Raw genomic sequence first — 16,709 nt, 5'->3', positions numbered from 1 at the left:
GACATTGCAGGACATCAAGAAGAATCTGCCCGACTGGCCCGACGACGTTATCGATCAGTGGCTTCTCAAGCTCGCCAACCAAACCGGCATGAGCTGGCCTCCATCCGAGCCGCTGACGGGACGCTGGAAGCTGCTGCTCACGCACCCGGTGTCGTGGTGGAAGGACGTGACTTGGACGCAGGAGAAGCGCGACTGTAGCTTCGACAAGCTGTCCATCGACGGCCGCAAGACGATGAACAACATGTACGATGCGTTGGTCGAAGGTAAGGACAACGGCTTCGGCGGCGACAACAGTCCCGCTCGGTTTCAACGCCAATTGAAGATCGTGACGACTACCGGAGAATTCGAACGTCCCCCCGTGCTCTTTCCGATCGCCAGCGGCCTGAGCCCGCTGGACGGCAACCATCGTATCTTCGCCCATCACATCGCCTTGCAACTGACCGAAGAAGACCTCGCCAAGTACAAGGTCAAGCGACCTGATGCCATCCAGACCGCCTGGATCGCCAGCCACAAGAACGGCGAGGATCCGGGGTAGCGATTCATGTGCAATCTCTACTATGCCGACCTCGGGATTATGCCGACCATGGCCTCTGAACGGGCTCTGGCCGCGGCGATCGCTGCGTTAGAGTCGGCATAATCCGATTGGTCCCACAGCGACGTATGGCCAGAGACAGACCGCAAGCTGTCAATCGGCGCCGAACTCGGCCCGTTGAACTAACGGCGGCAATTCCTTGTCGCACCTGACCGACTCTGCGTTGAGGTGGGTCCCGATCGGCGCCGATCGTGACCCCACCCCAACGAGGCTTTCTTAATTTCGTTCAGACGAATACTGCCGGTACTTCAAGCGACGTGACCCCGGCGCCGATTCACACCCCATACGTTGGAGTCGGTCGTCGTGAGTACGACGCGCTTGGGGTCCGACCAGTCGTAATGCAGACGCTCCCAGATTCCGCCCGAGCCTTCCGTGACATCGGCCTGCAAGCCGCCCCGGTGATGCACCTTGAGGTATGCGTCGGCGCTGTTGCCAAAGAGCCTCGAGCGACCCGGCCCGAAATCGGTCAGTCCGGCGACGTACTGCTCGGGCGTACCAGTTGACGTTCCATGAAGGTGGATGATGGACATCTGCAGTTCCCTTCTTCCATTCCCAATTTCGACTGAAGTTCACTCCGTGGCCGTGTTCGCCTTGCGAACCAGTACGCTATCGTCCTTCCGGACGATCTCGATTGCTCGCCCTTGTTGCGCCGTTGAGAGAACCACGCGCTGACCAGGTGCAAGAACAGAGACGACACGGATCGGCGTTCCCGCTTGGCCCTGCGCAAGAGTGGCAACGACGTGAAAGCCGTCCCGCTCGACAGTGTAGTAAGCGATGCCCGATATCTCGCCGAGGTCGATGCTCTTGCCCTCGATCGGACGTAGGCTATCGGCACGCGCGCCCGCCAGAGAGGCAATACCGAATGCCGTGGCAAAAAGGATCTTGCGGATTGACATAGCAACTTCTCCTATCAGTTCGAGAAATGAAGCGGCCATCCGGCCAGCTTGTTGTTACGAAAGCACTTCGCCGCCCTGGTGAAACTTGGCTCCATTGACCGAATGACCTGCGTCGACGGCTTGCCCATTGTCCAAACCGGACGGCGGAAAGACGCTGTCGTAAATTGCGCGGGCTTCGCGTATCAGGCGGATTCGTTCGCGCTCAGCCTTCGGAATAAATTGGATAACCTCACCCATATTCGCCTCCAACTGTAATGCCGTGTTCGGCAGGTCCTGGTTGGCAGATGGGACGAAGCATCTCAGTCAGCAGGCGTGTAAATCGGAAGACATCCTTCCAAGTTTCGGAAGGCCAGGACCGAGAACTAATAATCTCAGGTCAGCGGAAGAAGCGCGCACACGATCCGCTTTTGGGGCCAAATGGGGCCGCATCTCACAAATAGCGGGGCTCGTACCGTGACGCTGCTAATCCGCGAAGATTCGCTTCAGCCGAGGCGCGGCAAAGTCTAGAAACGCGCGTACCTTGATCGGCAAAAACCGGTTCGCGGTATACACCAAATTGACCGGCATTGATGGCGGCTGGAATTCATCCAGCACGGTTTTCAATGCTTGTTCCTGCGGACCAGCCTCGATTTGATACGCAAAGGCGAAGGAAATGCCTAAGCCAGCACGAGCTGCGGCACAAGCCGCTTCAGCGCTGCCGACGATGAGCCGCGTACGCACCGGCGCCGCTATGGTCATCTTGTCTCTGACGAATGTCCAGGCATCGGGCAGTGAAAAGCCGGCATAGCTGATGCAATCATGCTCGACTAGATCTTCCGGAGTGCGCGGCGTTCCGCGAGCAGCCAGATAGGCGGGACTGGCGCACACCACCCGGCGCGTTCTTCCGACCCTTACCGCGACCAAGCTCGAATCCGGCAACTCGCCGATGCGCACCGCGACATCGATTTGCTCCTGAGCCAGGCTCAGCTTTTGATCCGTGGGAATCATCCGAACCTTGATATCCGGATAGGTCTTGAGGAAGTCCACGATGATCGGCATGAGAATGATGCGCCCAAGCACCAATGGCGTGGTCACAGCCAGTTCGCCTGTAGGTGCAGTGTACTCACCTGACGCTGTACGCTCCGCTTCGATGACATCCGCGAGAATGCGCTTGCACGCCGCAAGGTACGAACTGCCCGCATCCGTCAGCACCAGCTGACGGCTCGATCGGTTGAAGAGCTTCGTCCGCAGGTGAGACTCTAGTTCGGAAACGTTGCGGCTGACGGTTGTGAGCGGCGTTTTCAGACGCCGTGCGGCCGCGGACAAGCTGCCCTGCTCTACCACGCTCAGAAACGTCGACATCGCTTCCAGGCGATCCATCGAATTCCCTTCCATGGTTAGGAAGACTACTTTTCGATTTTGCCACATCACCCCGGCTTTCGGAAGGCCGGCATGGCTTGCGAGCGGCCCGCCGAGCCCTGTCGACGGAGCTTCCGCTACGCGGAAGGACCCCTTCCACGTAGAGCCATTTCAAACGTTGGCCGTCCAATCGATCTCCTTGGGGGCAAGGCGAGCGGCCTGTCTCTAACACTGACAAGGAGAGTTAAATGACAAGGCATATCGAACACTATCGTTACGAAATGCAGCACAGCGATGATGCCAGCTTCGTCGCGTACCAGCGCAGGTCGGGCGATGGCCTCTGGTACACGATCTCCTTATGGATGATACCGGAGGCGGCGGGTCACTGACTTCTGGCCAGCCGCCGGTGTCAGCCAACCTTGCTGATCCAATGGCAGACTCATCACACCGAATCATCTGGCATCGTAATGCGATTCATTGAGGAAATGAGCGTCGGGCGGCGAGTTGGCGACGCCTTTCGGAGCATCGGAGAGTAGAATGGCTGCCATGCTTTCAAACGTCGTCCTGCCCGTTGTCATGAAGCGGCCTGGCGCATTTTATTGGCTACTCAGCGCCGCTTGCGACGGGATCGTGAGCTATCTCGCCCGTCGGAGCACTATTGCATGCCTTCACGGTCTCGACGACTGCGCACTGCAGGACATTGGCCTGGTCCGTCTCCAGATTGAAACTTCTGTCACTGGCCTCTTCACGCTTTCTGGCCAGGCGGACGAACGGATGACAACCTTCGCCGCCGCGATGGAGCAAAATCGGCGCCACCGGAAGCCAACCGCGGAGGTCGCGCAATGGAGCTGACACTTGGCGGTTCTGGTCGCTTTTGCCGGTGTCTTTCTGATTTGCTTCATGAAGGGCGCGTTCGGGGGCGGTTTCTCCATCATTGGCATCCCGCTGTTGTCGACCGCGATGGATCCGGTCACCGCGGGCGGTCTCCTCGCGCCCCTGTTCATCGCGATGGATTTGTTCGCCCTGCGCTACTGGAAGCCATCGACGTGATCGAAAGCGGACCTTCTGCCGCTGTTACCGGGGCTCGTGAGCGGTATCGGACTAGGCTATCTCCTATTCCGCTTCCTGGACCACCGCGCCATCGCGATCGCGATGTCTGCCATTACCTGATCTTCATCGGGCTATGGCTTGTGGCGGGCGCAGAGGTCAGGATTCGTCCGCGTTCGGCGCCGAAGGCGCTTACTGCCGGTCTCGCCTCGGGAGCCACCACGATGGTGGCGCACTCGGGCGGACCTCCGCTTGCGATGTATCTGCTGCCTTTAGGACTCACCAAGGACGTCTACGCGGGGACGACTCGTCTGTTCTTCACGGTGGGCAACAAGGCGGTGCCGTGGCTCCTTCTGGTGAAGCCGACAGCCAGCATCTGGACATTGATGGCTCTTTGCGTGCTCGCCATTCCCACCGGCATATGGGCTGGTTGGCGGCTTCACCGAAGCCTGGACCAACGCCGGATCTATCGGCTCTGCTACGGATTGCTGGTCGTGACGGCGCTCAAGTTATTGTGGGACGGAGTTTCCGGCTACCTCGCGTGATCATCTGGTGGCGGCGAGTCGATTTGATCATTTTGCGACGGTATCGAGAGTAGACCAACCTGAGCGCCGCCGGCAGCCGATTAGATCTGCCATGGCAATTCCTAAGAACGTCATTCAGCTTGGCACGTCCCCGAAGCGGTTTTTTTGCAATGGACACCACTGCGCGATTCGCGATCCTCGGTTCTGGCCGGATGGGCGATATTACCCAACGGGTGTCCTTGGCGCTGCGGTCGGGGCATAAATCACGCGCTGCTTGAGCCCGAGCTTGCCGCGAACGATGAGCCATAGGCTTGCAATCGCGATCAGTCCCACGACCAGGTTGCTTGCGACAAACAGAACCGGCGCAAGCTCGGACATCGCGCCGCGATCACCGAACTGAATGAGCCGCAACGGCGCCCAGGCCAGTGCAGTCGCGCCGAAGGTGAAGGCCCAATAAGACATCGAGAACGGCTGCTTCCTGATCCAGGGAATCAGGCGAAGCAGCACCAGCGCCTGCAACAGTCCATATCCGATCAGGGCATGGGCGAAGATATCCGGTGGGCCAGGAGACAGGTTCAGATAGGCTACCGCACCAACTGGCGCAGGCGCGAGCTGGATGCCCAACGTCGGTCGCAGTACTTCTGGCAGGCTCTGCTGGGTCAGAAGACGATGAACGAGCACGGATTCGATCGCGAGCCACGAAAAGATCCCCGCGCCAAACGCAAGCTGGCCCCAGTCGGAGTGGCCGAAAATGGCGCAAACAGCCGCGGATACGAAGCTGCCTGCTACGGTCGGGAGGTAGAGCACGGGCGTCGTCGCGGTGTGATCGCGCTCGCCGAACCACAATCCTCCGGTTCTCCACACTGCAAAACCGAACGTAAACAAGGCGCCGGCAATGAGGAGAACTTCGGCCATCATCCGTGAATACGGTAGGATGCCTGCCGCGACAATCATCGTGGCGACGCCGATGAGGCCGATGAAGCAGCACTGCACTGGATGAGCCGCCTCAGCAAGCGTCTCATGAGGGGCTGCAACCGTCTTGAGCAAGTACAAGACGAGCAGGATCGCCCACGCCGCGACGGCCGCGAACACGAGCGCCTCGCCAATAACGGCCGGCAGATCCCAGAGGCGGTGGGCCTGGCGCCAGACGTTGCCGAGCCCCGCGACGCCAAGAACGACGCCGAAGAAAGAAGCAGGAACGATCGGGACCTTGATATGCATCTTTGTCCTCGCGTCTCAGGGGTAAACGACCGTTAAACCGACCTCGTCGATTGGCTCAGCATGCTCGCCTTCGATCATCTCCACCAAGTAAACCCGCCCTCCAAAGCGGAATCTGATCACTTGGATGAAGGCTTTTGGACATCATCGAAATTGGCGCCAGGCTCTTCGATCAGCACCGCTGGCTCGTCATACCCTTTCCGGCTGCTGTAGAAGATGAGCGCCATGAGGCCGATGCCGACAAGCAAGGAAAACAGAACACCGAATCCCATGGCGACGTAACCAGAATCCGGCACGGCCGCATCGCTGATCGTCCAACCGACATAGGCAATCACAGCAGAGGCGATCAGAAGCAACCCTAGCACGGCTATCGTGACCCAGATGCCGACCTGGCTGCGCTGCGGACTTGCAGCTTCGATGGAAGGTCGGCCGTCACCGGCGATTTCATTCATGAGAGATGCTCCAATACCCCTCTCCGGTTTCCTTCGCTCTCAAGCGCCGTGGTAAACCAGTCGGGTGAAAAATTCCGGCGTGATGACGAACTGACCCCATTTTGCGTCGAACGCCGCCGTCGGCCTGGCCGCGACCGTCTCCTCGATCGAGCGGCCCTGCTGCTTCAGCCGGGTGACGTTCTCGTGAATGGCAACCAGCATGTCGCGATAGGCCGAGAGCTCCGCCTTGTTGCTGACGGGTTGGCCGTGGCCGGGGATCACGATGGTATTGTTGCCGACTGCGGCGACATTGGATTCCGCCGCTTTGATCATCCCACCGATGCTGCCGCCGGTCGAATAGTCGATGAAAGGATAGATGCCGTTCCAGAAGGTATCGCCGGTATGAAGAATATCGGCCTCGGCAAACGAGACCGAGATGTCGCCGTCGGTGTGCGCTGGGCCGTAGGGTTTCAGGCGAAGCGTGGTGCGGTTCAGCATCAGCGTCTTCTCCGCGGAGATCACCTCGGCCGGAATGGCCGCGGGCGGCGAAGGCGGGAAATTGAAGTTCCAGTCTTCGACCCGTTGCGCCGCCAGCAGATGCTTGCGGGTGTTCTCATGCGCGACGATCGCCGCTCCCTCACCGTGCAGCCATTCATTGCCATCGGTGTGATCGAAGTGCCAATGGGTGTTGATCAGATGCTTGATCGGATCAGGACTCAGGCTGTTGGCGGCTTCCAGGATCCGCCGCTTCGTGGCGGTGATCCCACCGTCAATGAACACCTTGCCGTCGGTGCCGGCCAGCATCGCGATATTGCCGCCCGACCCTTCCAGAATGCAGACATCGCTGCGCAGCTTGTGAACCTTGATGGGCGCTTTGGCGGCATCGTCGCGGATAAGGTCCACGAGGGTGCGGGCCTCCGCATAGGCTTGCGAAGGACTGAGCCAGCCGCCTCTTGCGGCGACGGTCGTGGCGGCCGCGCAGCACAGGCAGAAGCGGCGCCGCGTCATGGCGTGCTGACGTGAAGACATTTAGACCTCCGTATTGCTGTGCTTGTCACTGGCACCAAACCGGCGCATGGCTAGGAGCGTCTGTCGGAATCCATGCAGCAACGGGGTGAACGGCGTATCGATTGCCCCGGCCTGTCGGTAGAACTCGCCGACATCGTCGACCGGTGTGAGAGGTGGTACCCATGGCAAGCCTCCTGTTCCATGAGTTCACGGCGTTGCCGTCGCTTTGGTCGCGATCGCTTTCAACGCGGCCGACATCGTTTCGATGGCGGCCTTGGTGGCATCATCCAGGCCGTGGCGTTCCGCAAGAAAATGCGGGTCGTTGTACGAAAGCCAGATCGCGCCCGAGGCGTCCTGCCAGACCAGCGCCTTCAGCGGCAGGTCGATCCCGATTGTCTGCACCGATTGCATCAGCGGCGTGCCGCCGTTTGCGTTACCGAAGATCAAGAGATCGGTCGGCCGGAGCGCCAGCCCCACGGCGGCCGCGCCCGCCGCATGGTCGATATGGGCGAACACCGTCATGCCCTTGGCCCTGACTTCGGCCTCCAGCCTGTTCATCGTCTCTTCCGATCCATGGCCGCTGCGTATCGTGATCAGTCCCTCTGTCGCCATTGCTCGTGCTCCTGTTAGTTCAATCAGTGCAGTCAGTGCGAAGGCGATTATCGCCCGCTCGGCGAAGCGCCATCTCATTTCCTTCCAGCGCCCCGGGTCGGGCCGAACTCCGCCTCGGGAATAAAGCCGTCGCGATTTGGCATCTTGACTTGCGGGAGCGACGCCTTATCGAGGCTGGCATCTGCGGAAATGATTCCGTTGAGGCTGAGAATGTAGGCGGTCACGGCATAGGTATCGTCGTCGCTGAGCGAACCAGGCGCGGGATATGGCATGGCGCGGCGGATGTAATCGAACAGCGTCGTCGCATAGGGCCAGAAGCTCCCGACAGTCTTGACCGGCATATCCGACGCCAGCGTGCCCTGCCCGCCGACCAATCGATCTTTGATGCCGCCCTGGCCGCCATCGCCATGGCACGCGGCGCAGTTCTCCTCGAACACTTGCTTGCCGCGGGCGACGGCGCCGCTGCCTTCGGGAAGGCCCTTACCGTCAGGCCGCACGTCGATGTCCCACAGTCTGATCTCGTCGGGCGTTGGGCGGCGTCCGAAGTCGTAGGCAAGCGCCGGTGCGATGCAGGCGGCCGCGACCGCGAAGCTGGCGAAAAGCGTCTCAGGCAAGCGCATTGCGAATCCTCCCGGCCTCATCGATGCTCCAGGTCTGTTGTGCGTTGTAGTGAAACAGCGCGTTCCTCCCCATTTCCGCAATGAAGGAGCCGCGATCAGGCTGGACGTTGCCCTTCTCGTCCGTGGAGCGGCTGACGATCTTCGTGGGCTTGCCGTCCCAGTCCCAGTCGATCTGGAAGCGGGTCTGCGCTTTCGGCAGCACGGGATGGCTCAACTGCGCCTGCTTCCAGCTCCTCGCGCCGTCGGTGCTTACCTCGACCCTCGCGATCTTGCCATGGCCGCTCCACGCAATGCCGGTAATGCGGTTGTAGCCCGGGCGAATCTCCATCATTCCCGATGGCGAGGTGATGACCGAGTTGGTCTCCATCCGAAGCTGGAATTGCCGCGCCTTGCCATTGGCCAGAAGCTGGGTATAGCGCGCGGTTTCCCAGCGCGTCATCCAGGGTTGATCGCCGAACTTCATCCGGCGTAGCCATTTGATATTGAGGTTGCCCTCGAACCCTGGCATTACCAGCCGCATCGGAAAGCCGTGTGCGGGCCGCAGCGGCTCGCCGTTCTGGCCATAGGCCACGAACGCTTCGTCCAGGATTTCGTCCGTGAGCGGGATGCTGCGGGCAACGCCGGCCGCGTCGCCCCCCTCGGCCAGCATCCACCTCGAGCCACGATCGATACCCACGAGGTCGACCAGGAATTTGAGCGGCACGCCCGTCCACTCATTGGTGCTGACGAGACCATGCGTGTTCTGCACGGTCAGGTTCGGGTCGGCCTTCTTCCAGTTCTCCCATCCGTTCCCGGTGCATTCGATGAAGACGACACGCGAGACCGATGGCATCGCCTTGAGGTCGTCGACGCTGAAGACCAGCGGCTTTTGCACCAAGCCGTGGATCAGTAGGCGATGTTTGTCAGGATCGAGTTCGGGGGCACCGGAATGGCTGCGCTCGTAATGCAGGTCCGAAGGCGTGATGCTTCCGACCAGCTTCTGGAGAGGTGTCTTGGAATTGATCGCCTCGTCCGGATCGACCTTGCGCTTGCCCGGTCCAGCCTCGGGAATGCGGCCGATCTGTACGAATTTCGACCGTTCGCTGTGGGCGCTGAGATCCGCGCCGGGCTCGCGCGGCGGCACGTCGGCAAGCGTATCCGCCAGCGCCGGGCTCGCAACCAGGGTTCCGATGCTGGCGGATGCGAGGTTTAGCATGCGCCTGCGCGAGAGGGTCGGAGATTCCGGTTCGCTTTCGCTCATTGTACGAATTCCTCGAATCTCGGGAGACGTGTCCGGGCGGCGTTTCACCCCGCCCGGCGTGATTTCGACGAACGACTTGTTCGATCCGGTGACGCGTCTCTGGCTGCTACCTGGCGTTTGCGCCGATCTCGACCGGACTCGCCGCCTTCTCGATGGCAGCCGCTACGCCATCCGGATCGGTGAGAAACGCGGTGTGGCCGGTATCGAGCGTCAACTCGAGGCGCACGGGGGTTGCCATTAGCATGGACGCCTGCAGGCTCGGGCTCACGACAACATCCTGCGCCGTGTGAACATAGACTTTGTCGACTTTTCCGAACCGATCCGACGTCAGATGAACTGGGGTCACGAGCGGTGCCAATGGCTCATCGACAATCAGGTTCGGAACAGCCGCGCGCAATTGCGGCGGACACAAATTGCAAAACAGATCGGCACGACCGGCCCCATCGACGACGGCAATTCCCTGATCCTTCATGATCTTGAGGAACGGTCCGATCTTGCTGTCCTTGTCGGAGTTGCCGAGATCCAGCAGAGACTGTCCGTTCTTGGGCAAGTAGGCAGCAAGATAGACCAACGTCTTTATTTTGGATGGCTCGGCTTCGGCGACGGCAGAGATGGTCATGCCGGCGAAGCTGTGTCCCACGAGAACGACGGGATGCCTCTCTTTGGCGATCGATTTGATGATCGTGTCGCGATAGAGGTCCAGGCTTATCTTGTTGACAGGCACCGGATTGTTGGGGCGTCCGGGCATCGTAATAACGATGACCTTGTAGCCGTCGGCCTTGAGCTTCGGCGTTACGTTACCCCACACGTTCGACTCTTCCCACGCGCCGTGGACGAGAGCGATTGTGGGCTTTTCAGCGGCCTGCACACCGCCGCATGCCATCGTGGCGGTCAACGCTGAAGCGGTGATCGCAACCTGAATAAGACGTTCCATTTTTGTTTCCTTTCCATGTGTGTGAAGACTTGGTCATCATGCGGGAAGCCGGCGATCAAACGAAGTTAGGCGTTGTGATACGCTGTTAGATTTTGGCACTCAGTCCAGGCGCCGGCCTCCAACTTGCCGTTGACGTAGCCGGATGCTTTCATGATTCTTGCCTCGATGTTGGTGGAGGGACGGCGCGCACACGGCACGCGCTGTTATTCTCAAATCGACTGACGCAGCGATCTAAAGGCGGCGCGCAGCTCTGCGCTCAAAAGCTGAGGTTGTTCCCAGGCGGCGTAGTGCCCGCCCTTCTCGACCTCGTTGAAATAGATAAGTTTGTGATAGGCCTTGTCTGTCCAGCTCCGCGGCGCCGGGTAGTTCTCGCCGGGAAAGACGCTGACGGCCGCCGGGATGGAGACGTCGGCGGCGTTGTAGAGGTTGATGCGATTCTCCCAATAGAAGCGCGCCGCAGAAACCGCTGTGTTGGTCAACCAATAGAGGGTGATGTCGTCCAGCACGTCGTCGCGTGTCAGGCCGTCTGCCGGATGTCCGTTTATCGTGCGCCCGAGAATAGCCGACATGATTGCCGCGGCTGGCTGGCCATAGCCGTCGCCGTGGTCAAGAAGCCAGCTCGCCAGGCCGATCGGCGAATCCGCCAATCCGTACAGCGTTTGCGGGCGTGTCGTCATCATTTGGGCGTAAGCGCGCTTCTTCGCGAACAGAATCGCGAGCTGGGCGTAGGCGCGCTTCTCGTCGGCCGAAAGACCCGATGGCGGCGGATTGCCAACCTGCAGCGCTTTTGCGATGTCCGGGGGAATGGTACCCGGGAAGTTGGTGTGAATGCCCAGCAATTCCGGCGGTGCCTGTCTGCCCATCGCAGTGCAGATACCGCCGCCCAAATCACCGCCTTGCGCCCCAAATCGTGTGTATCCGAGGCGCTTCATCAGCACGACCCAAGCGCGTGCAGTGCGATCTGAATCCCAGCCGGGCGTGGTCGGCTTGGCTGAAAATCCGTACCCAGGCAAGGACGGAATCACTAGATGAAACGCATCCGATGCGCTGGCGCCGTGGGCTGTGGGATCAGTGAGCGGGGCGATAATCCTAAGCTGCTCGATGACGGAGCCGGGCCATCCATGCGTGACGATGAGTGGCAGCGCATTTTCGTGTTTCGAGTTAACATGAATGAAATGGATCTCGAGCCCATCGATCTCGGTCATGAATTGCGGCAGCGCATTCAGTTTCGCCTCGCACTTGCGCCAATCGTAGTCCGATCCCCAATAGCGCGCGACCTCCCTGATCGCCGCGAGTTGTACGCCTTGCGATTCGTCAATGACCGTTTCCTGGTCAGGCCACCTTGTCGCGTGGATGCGCCGGCGCAGATCGACAAGCGCCTCCTCTGCGAAATTGACCCGGAAGGGGCGGATGTCGCCACTCGTCGCGGCCGCCGCCGGATGGCTGGCAGCAAGGCCCGTGGCGTTTGCTGCGGCGGCTCCGATCGCGGCGGTGCTCAGAAAGTGGCGCCGATCTCGATCGATGATTTCGGAAGCCTTTGACGTAGCCATGGCCAATCTCCTTGGCTGCTTTGAATTATGTTAATCGAATCGATTGATCTCGAGGAATTTCGCTGTGCCGTAAGTGACACATGACCACCGATGAAGGGGGGCTCGTCCCCACCACTCACAATGCTCAAGTCGACTGACGCAGAGACTTAAAAGCGGCTCGAAGTTCTGCGCTGAAGAGCTCAGGTTGCTCCCAGGCCGCGAAGTGGCCGCCCTGATCGACCTCGTTGAAATAGATGAGCTTGTGATACGCGCGCTCTGTCCAGCTCCGCGGCGCCTGATAGATTTCGCCAGGAAAGACGGTCACGGCGGCCGGGATGGAGACATTGACCGCGCTCAAGAGGCGGCGCTTGTTCTCCCAAAAGAGACGGCCCGAGGACACCGCCGTGTTCGTCAACCAATACAGCGTGATGTTGTCGAGGATGTCGTCTCGGGTAAGAGCGCCCGCCGAGTGACTATTGACGGCGTGCCCCAGCACGGCCCACATGATCGCCGACGCCGGCTGACCGTAGTTGTCGCCATGGTCAAGAATCCACGCTGCAAGACCAGCGGGAGAATCCGCGAACGCGTACAGTGTTTGCGGGCGCGTCCCCATCTCCAAAGCGTAGGCCAGGTTCTTTGTACGCAGCCTGACTAGCTGCTCGTACGCGCGCTTTTCTTCGGCCGAGAGGTCGGATGGTGGCGGGCCGCCCGCCTGCAGTGCCTTGCCGACATCGGGAGGAATGGTCTCGGGAAAGGTGACGTGAATGCCGAGCAATTCTGGCGGCGCCTGTTCAGCCATCACGTTGGTGATATTGCCGCCCCAGTCGCCGCCCTGTGAGACGAATTTCGCATATCCAAGGCGCTTCATCAGCGCGACCCAAGCGCGGGCGATATGCGCAGGATCCCAGCCGGTCGCAGCCGGCTTTCCCGAAAAGCCGTAACCCGGCAAGGACGGAATCACCAGATGGAATGCATCCGACGCATTGCCGCCGTGCGCCGTAGGATTGGTCAGCGGATCGATGATCTTGAGCTGCTCGATGACCGACCCCGGCCAGCCATGCGTGACGATGAGCGGTAATGCGTTCTCATGCTTCGAACGGACGTGAATGAAGTGAATGTCCAGGCTGTCGATCTCGGTGACGAATTGCGGCAGAGCATTGAGCCGCGCCTCGATCTTCCGCCAGTCATGGTCCTTGTGCCAGTAGTGCACGATTTCCTGCATGGCCGCCAGTTGCACGCCCTGGGACTCATCAGCGACGGTCTCTTTGTCAGGCCACCGGGTCGCCGCCAGGCGCTTGCGCAGATCCATCAACTCCGCCTCCGGGACATGAATATGGAACGGGCGGATGCCGTCGTTCGAGGCAGCCTGCGACGGATAGGCGGAAAACAGGCTCGCGGCGCCTGCCGCCGCAATCCCCGCGGCTGCCGTGCTCAAGAACTGGCGCCGGTCCGGATTGGTGACTTCGAAACCTTGCGGCTTGCGCATCGCGTTTCTCCTGACCTCATTGAATTGCGCGGACCAGACTGGAAATTGGCCCCAGACCACGTTCGCGCAGAAGCAGGGAAAATGCCCGTTATGGGTTGTGAGACACCGTTAGACGTTGCGAGCGGCGACAAATCGAGCGGCCGGCCTGTGACCTTCGACACCACGGCCTGCCAAGGTCCATCACCAATTGCCACTGTTGGTGCCAAGACCTTGTGCTGTATGTTGCAAGCGTCGGCAGGGGCGCGTGCCGCCGTCCTCCGTCAATACTAGCGCTGCAGAAGATCTCGGGCGGCGCGCAGGTCTGCCGTATCAAACCCTTCCTCGAAGCGTTCATAGGTTCGCTGTAACTCAGCGACGGCCATGGCCGCGGCCTCACCATATCGTGCGTGGCGCACCCAGCTGGAGGCGGCCCGGAGCCGCCAAGACAAGGCCGATTGTCGTTCTGCCAAATCCATTGCGGCGAGAAAGTCCTGTTCTGCCCCCGATGAGTCACCGTTTCGCGCCCGCAACTCGCCCCGAACGCGCATAAATTCCGGCATCTCCCAGCTGTCGCCCTGTGCCGCCGCGGTAGCGTCGATCCGTGCGTTTATCGAGGCGAGAGCATCCGCTGGCCGCCCCAGCGCCGCAATCCCCTCGGCCAGCGCGATTGCCACGGGCCCGCTATGGACCTCGAAACGATCAGCGATCATGCCAAGTAACCCCGGCTGGAGTAGCTTGACACCTTCGTCCACGGCACCGAGTGCAACATGCAGAACACCTCTCAACGCGCGGGAGCCCGTGAGCAATGGCCCAAACCGATGCTTGCGCGAGTAGTTTTCTAGCCGGTCAATTACCTCCTCCAGCCTGCTCAACTCTCCGACCCAGTGATAGATGCGGGCAGCGAAACAGAGTCCTCCGCAGTACAATACAAGGTCGGAATTTGAGCTCGGCTCGGCTAAGCGGTTCGCGACAGCAATCGCTTGGTCCGGAAAGCCAAGGAGCCACAAGTTAGTACACGACAGGTTTTGCGCGCCGCGAGGACTCGCAAAGTGGTCTACCGGCAGATTTGGAATCGCGGCGTCCGCGGCCGCCCCCGCTTGCTGCAGCTCCCAAGCACGCCGCTGATCACCACTCAAGTGGTAGGCGTCTCCAAGGAAGGATTGTGCGCGGGCCAGCGCTGCCGGATCATCGATTTCGATCGCGACGGCTTCGGCGAGCAACGAGACCTCGAGAAGCGATCGCGGATCTCCGGTTCGGCGGTGCAAGGCGTGTAGTCGGCTGAGCAGCCGGAATTGGTTCTGGAGATCGCCAATCTCTTGCGCCAGCTTCAGACCGCGCCACAACGCTGCTTCACTCTCTTTGCTGCTCCGCGCCGTCGACATCGCAGCGTGCCCGAAAGCCCACAGTAGCTCCACTTTCGTGGCCCCATCCTTAAGAGCGTTTTCCGAAACGGCCAGCGCACGACCCGCCCATACGCGACATTCCTCAAGCAGGTTTAGTTCTACAAACAGCCGCGCACAGACGGATGCGAGGGATATTTGGAATTCAGGGTCATAGTCCGCGGCGTCGGAGTAAGCCCACCCCAATGCCGCCCGGGCATCCGACAGCAGTTCCGCTCGATGAGCCCAACCACCCGGTCGCTCTCCCCCCGGTTCATAGGAGCGGGGCGTTAACGCCTGATGTACGTATTTCGCGTGCCTCAGACCAGCCGCGTTCGCCGCGCCAGATGCAGCGAGCTTTTCCTTCGCGTACGCCCGGGTGGTATCCAGCAGCCGAAAGAGCGGTTGGCCGGCCTTGGGACGGCTCGACACCAGAGACTTGGCGATTAACTGCTCTAAAACACCGGTGGTTTCCTTGGGCTCGTGAGAGTCGCTTGCAAGCGCACTAGCGCCCTGAAGTGTGAATTGGCCAGGAAACACGCTGAGACTCTCTAGCAAGCTACGCTCGGCCGGCGAGATGAGTTCGTAGCTCCAGTCCAACGCCGCACTTAGCGACTGGTGGCGGAGCGGCGCAGTACGGCGCCCACGCCAGGCAAGGCGAAGTCTCCCCTCAATGAGTTCGTCTATCTCGATCAAGCCATGCGCCGAAAGCCGGCTGGCGACTAGTTCAATCGCGAGGGGTAACCCGTCGAGCTTGCGGCAGATGCGGCCTATGATCTTAGCTTCGGCATCCGTGAAAGGCGGACTACGACCAGCCGCCACAGCACACTCCACGAAGAGCCGAGTAGAGGGGTACTTTGCAAGCTCGGCTTTGCTGCCGAGGTTTTCGGGGGGACTTTCTAGCGGCGCGATTGCGAGTACGAACTCACCTGCCACCTCAAGCGATTCACGACTGGTCGTCAGGAGAGAAACGCTCGAGGCATGCTGGTAGATCTGTTCGGCAAGGCGCGCGACTCCCTCCACGAGGTGCTCGCAGCTGTCGAACACCAGCAGAATCTGCCGGTCCTTGAGTGACTCAATCAGCCGAGAACTGGGATCTCCGGCCGGAACGAACATGCCGAGCGCTGACGCCACGGCGAAGACGACGTGTTGCGGGTCCTTGAGACTGCAGAGGTCAAGGAATCGGACGCCGTCTCTGAACCGGTTTCCAATTTTATGCGCGACGGCGACCGCGAGCGTCGTCTTGCCGATTCCTCCGGGGCCGCGAAGCGTGACGAACCGACGTGCGGTCAGGCGATCGATGAGCGCGACGATGTCTGCTTCCCGTCCAATGATGCGGGCTGGCCCGACCGGAAGGTGAGGATTTGGCGTTCCTTCCCCAAGGAATGCCTGCTTCGGCGGTGACGCGGCGCGGCCGACCTGCGCCACGAAGCAGTAGCCGCGCCCGGGGACATTCGCGACATAAGGCGCGCCGTCCTGGCTGTCTCCCAACGCACGCCTTAACTGAGTGATATGGAAGCGCAGGCTGCTCTCGTCGACGGTTAGACCGGGCCAAGCCTTAGCCATGAGTTCGGCTTTGCCAACGACTTCGCCAGGGCGATTGACCAATATACAGAGAAGATCGAATGCACGACTGCCAAGCGAGGTCGGCGTACCATCGCGCTCCAGGAGGCGAGCGCGCGTAACAACGCGAAATGGCCCGAAGGAAAATTCGTCCGGGACTGGTTCGGTATCGATAATTGGGCCTGGTCCGTCGCGGCTCGCCACAGAACACCCATTTGGCCTCGGCTGGTGGAGCATTTTTACACCAAACTTCCCGACAATACGACCCGTAGCGCCCGCCGAAAGGTTGGCTAAGCTTCGATATTCGTCGCGG

The 16,709-nt window shown here is 60.6% G+C and carries 17 protein-coding genes and 1 pseudogene; 4 read left to right on the top strand and 14 right to left on the bottom strand.

Annotated features, from left to right (window positions below; translation table 11 throughout):
• Positions 1 to 4 precede the first annotated feature (4 nt).
• Positions 5 to 535, top strand: coding sequence for a hypothetical protein (locus GWG65_RS17490; protein WP_275196795.1), 531 nt, complete (start codon positions 5 to 7; stop codon positions 533 to 535).
• A 305-nt stretch (positions 536 to 840) separates the two neighbouring features.
• On the opposite strand, the gene GWG65_RS17485 is transcribed toward GWG65_RS17490, so the two are convergent.
• The 4 genes from GWG65_RS17485 to GWG65_RS17470 form a co-directional block, all read right to left on the bottom strand.
• Positions 841 to 1,122 (bottom strand): hypothetical protein, encoded by a 282-nt coding sequence (locus tag GWG65_RS17485; RefSeq protein WP_275196794.1) that lies wholly within the window; start codon positions 1,120 to 1,122, stop codon positions 841 to 843.
• A 39-nt stretch (positions 1,123 to 1,161) separates the two neighbouring features.
• A complete protein-coding gene (locus GWG65_RS17480; protein WP_275196793.1) occupies positions 1,162 to 1,488 on the bottom strand; it encodes a hypothetical protein in 327 nt (108 codons plus the stop codon).
• A 54-nt stretch (positions 1,489 to 1,542) separates the two neighbouring features.
• Positions 1,543 to 1,725, bottom strand: coding sequence for a hypothetical protein (locus tag GWG65_RS17475; RefSeq protein ID WP_275196792.1), 183 nt, complete (start codon positions 1,723 to 1,725; stop codon positions 1,543 to 1,545).
• A 225-nt stretch (positions 1,726 to 1,950) separates the two neighbouring features.
• Positions 1,951 to 2,847, bottom strand: coding sequence for a LysR family transcriptional regulator (locus tag GWG65_RS17470; protein ID WP_275196791.1), 897 nt, complete (start codon positions 2,845 to 2,847; stop codon positions 1,951 to 1,953).
• Between the two features lie 227 nt (positions 2,848 to 3,074).
• Between GWG65_RS17470 and GWG65_RS17465 the strand changes: the two genes are divergently transcribed.
• The 3 genes and pseudogenes from GWG65_RS17465 to GWG65_RS17455 all read left to right on the top strand — a co-directional run bounded on the left by GWG65_RS17465 (position 3,075) and on the right by GWG65_RS17455 (position 4,418).
• Positions 3,075 to 3,215, top strand: a complete 141-nt coding sequence (locus GWG65_RS17465; RefSeq protein WP_275196790.1) for a hypothetical protein — start codon at positions 3,075 to 3,077, stop codon at positions 3,213 to 3,215.
• Between the two features lie 148 nt (positions 3,216 to 3,363).
• On the top strand, positions 3,364 to 3,678 hold the full coding sequence (locus GWG65_RS17460) for a hypothetical protein (protein WP_275196789.1): 315 nt from the start codon (positions 3,364 to 3,366) through the stop codon (positions 3,676 to 3,678).
• A pseudogene (locus GWG65_RS17455) lies at positions 3,669 to 4,418 on the top strand (sulfite exporter TauE/SafE family protein). The gene GWG65_RS17460 and the pseudogene GWG65_RS17455 overlap by 10 nt, the downstream one beginning before the upstream one ends.
• A gap of 201 nt (positions 4,419 to 4,619) precedes the next feature.
• Here GWG65_RS17455 and tehA read toward each other — a convergent pair.
• The 10 genes from tehA to GWG65_RS17405 all read right to left on the bottom strand — a co-directional run bounded on the left by tehA (position 4,620) and on the right by GWG65_RS17405 (position 16,600).
• Positions 4,620 to 5,618 (bottom strand): dicarboxylate transporter/tellurite-resistance protein TehA, encoded by a 999-nt coding sequence (gene tehA / locus GWG65_RS17450; protein WP_275196788.1) that lies wholly within the window; start codon positions 5,616 to 5,618, stop codon positions 4,620 to 4,622.
• A 116-nt stretch (positions 5,619 to 5,734) separates the two neighbouring features.
• On the bottom strand, positions 5,735 to 6,067 hold the full coding sequence (locus GWG65_RS17445; protein ID WP_275196787.1) for a hypothetical protein: 333 nt from the start codon (positions 6,065 to 6,067) through the stop codon (positions 5,735 to 5,737).
• Between the two features lie 39 nt (positions 6,068 to 6,106).
• On the bottom strand, positions 6,107 to 7,075 hold the full coding sequence (locus tag GWG65_RS17440; RefSeq protein ID WP_275196786.1) for an MBL fold metallo-hydrolase: 969 nt from the start codon (positions 7,073 to 7,075) through the stop codon (positions 6,107 to 6,109).
• A 186-nt stretch (positions 7,076 to 7,261) separates the two neighbouring features.
• A complete protein-coding gene (locus tag GWG65_RS17435) occupies positions 7,262 to 7,666 on the bottom strand; it encodes a DUF302 domain-containing protein (RefSeq protein ID WP_275196785.1) in 405 nt (134 codons plus the stop codon).
• Between the two features lie 74 nt (positions 7,667 to 7,740).
• Positions 7,741 to 8,286 (bottom strand): cytochrome c, encoded by a 546-nt coding sequence (locus tag GWG65_RS17430; protein ID WP_275196784.1) that lies wholly within the window; start codon positions 8,284 to 8,286, stop codon positions 7,741 to 7,743.
• A complete protein-coding gene (gene soxC / locus GWG65_RS17425; protein ID WP_342760653.1) occupies positions 8,273 to 9,481 on the bottom strand; it encodes a sulfite dehydrogenase in 1,209 nt (402 codons plus the stop codon). Before soxC ends, GWG65_RS17430 begins: the two co-directional genes overlap by 14 nt.
• A 151-nt stretch (positions 9,482 to 9,632) precedes the next feature.
• Positions 9,633 to 10,460 (bottom strand): alpha/beta fold hydrolase, encoded by an 828-nt coding sequence (locus GWG65_RS17420; RefSeq protein WP_275196782.1) that lies wholly within the window; start codon positions 10,458 to 10,460, stop codon positions 9,633 to 9,635.
• Between the two features lie 209 nt (positions 10,461 to 10,669).
• Positions 10,670 to 12,010 (bottom strand): epoxide hydrolase N-terminal domain-containing protein, encoded by a 1,341-nt coding sequence (locus GWG65_RS17415; RefSeq protein WP_275196781.1) that lies wholly within the window; start codon positions 12,008 to 12,010, stop codon positions 10,670 to 10,672.
• Between the two features lie 124 nt (positions 12,011 to 12,134).
• On the bottom strand, positions 12,135 to 13,475 hold the full coding sequence (locus tag GWG65_RS17410) for an epoxide hydrolase (protein ID WP_275196780.1): 1,341 nt from the start codon (positions 13,473 to 13,475) through the stop codon (positions 12,135 to 12,137).
• 266 nt (positions 13,476 to 13,741) lie between these two features.
• Entirely contained in the window at positions 13,742 to 16,600 is a 2,859-nt protein-coding gene (locus tag GWG65_RS17405) for a winged helix-turn-helix domain-containing protein (RefSeq protein ID WP_275196779.1), read from the bottom strand.
• Between the last annotated feature and the right edge of the window lie 109 nt (positions 16,601 to 16,709).

It is taken from the genome of Bradyrhizobium sp. CSA207 (assembly GCF_029051685.1).
In the GTDB taxonomy this organism is placed as follows: domain Bacteria; phylum Pseudomonadota; class Alphaproteobacteria; order Rhizobiales; family Xanthobacteraceae; genus Bradyrhizobium.
The sequence above is the reverse complement of the archived record's forward strand: the minus strand, read 5'-3'. Positions and strand labels throughout refer to the sequence as shown.